The following is a 1,329-nucleotide window of genomic DNA, read 5'->3' on the forward strand; positions in this document are numbered from 1 at the left end:
GAACCATGTGTACTCGATACTCGGTAGAGAGCTCGAGGGGTTCGCCATCGGAATGGGCCGGAACCGGGCGGTCAAAACGGACAATAAATTCGGCACCCTGGTAGAGGGCCACCTTGGGATGATGGATATGCTTGCCCATCAGCAAGCGGGGCAGGATGCCCACCACCCCCAGCCGTCCAAGCTCTCCCGCCACTACCGCTGAAATCAGGCCATCGTCGGGAACTGCGGCGGGTGCAATCGGGATGCCCCCACCGTAGGTTGAAGCGTTCATCAGGGCGACCAGCAGGCTTGGGCCCTGGTAGACGGTCTGGCCGTTCTGAATCAGCTCGAGGGTGGGTAGCTCCAGATCTTTAAGCACGGCAAATAACGAGTAGAGGTAGCGGGGCATCCCGCGCAGAAAGGTGGGAGCGCTGAGGGCCTTTCGAGCCACCGCAGCATCAAAGCCTATACCCAGGCTGGCCCCGTAGGGCTGATTGTTGACCATGCCCAGGTCAACGGTGTTAACCTTGCCCTGAATTGCAGTGCGCAGCGCGGTTTCTAGCGGCAGCCCCCGCAACCCAACCATGCGGGCAAAGTCGTTGCCGCTGCCAATGGCTACTACTCCGATGGCCTTGTCCGAACCAGCAATCCCCCGCACCACCTCGTGTACCGTGCCATCCCCCCCCACCGCCACTACCCGGCTGCCCGTAGGCGCCTGACGGGCGATCTCGATGGCGTGCTGGGGGGCCTGTGTAATGGCGATGCGAACGTCGCTGGACTGGCTGTGCTGTCGGATGGAGGTCTCGAGCTGGCCCAGCATCTGGCCCACCCGCCCGCGTCCCGCTGCGGGATTGATGACAAAGGTTGTATAACTGCTCATCGTGGAAGTTGAGTTTAGCAGAAACTAAGGTTGTACAATAGAGCCAGGAGGTGGATTTCACTCGTTGCGGCACCCCGTAGAGCCAGACGGCTCGGCCTTATCGCAGCACGTGGAGAAGCGTATCTGGTTTATCCGACGGTTTCCCCCACTTCTAATAAAGGATCTCCGATGAACCGGCCAGTAGCCCAAACCCACCTCTCGCAGCTCGCAGAGTTGCTGTCCTGGATGGATGAGGATCCCGCGCGCCGCTCCCTGGCCCCCGAGGCTCGTACGCCCGAGGGGTTGTGGTGGGAGGTGTTGGCCGGGGAGGACGAAAGAGCCTGGGTCTGGCTGGAAGCGGGGCGGGTACAGGGGTATGGGGCGCTGGTGCCGTTCTGGGATGGGGCGGCCCTCGAGGGCCCCATCATCCGCGAGGGCGATGGCAAGGCGCTCCTGGAGCACCTGGTCAAAAAAGCCCGCCGGGAGGGTTT

At 62.3% G+C, this 1,329-nt stretch carries 1 protein-coding gene and 1 pseudogene; one reads left to right on the forward strand and one right to left on the reverse strand.

Annotated elements, in window-relative coordinates:
• On the reverse strand, positions 1-859 hold an 859-nt coding region (locus Q0288_RS08310; RefSeq protein WP_299429428.1), incomplete at its 3' end, for a diacylglycerol kinase family protein.
• A 168-nt stretch (positions 860-1,027) separates the two neighbouring features.
• Between Q0288_RS08310 and Q0288_RS08315 the strand changes: the two are divergent.
• A pseudogene (locus tag Q0288_RS08315) lies at positions 1,028-1,329 on the forward strand (GNAT family N-acetyltransferase); the annotation flags it as partial.

Source organism: uncultured Meiothermus sp., from assembly GCF_937863175.1.
In the GTDB taxonomy this organism is placed as follows: domain Bacteria; phylum Deinococcota; class Deinococci; order Deinococcales; family Thermaceae; genus Meiothermus.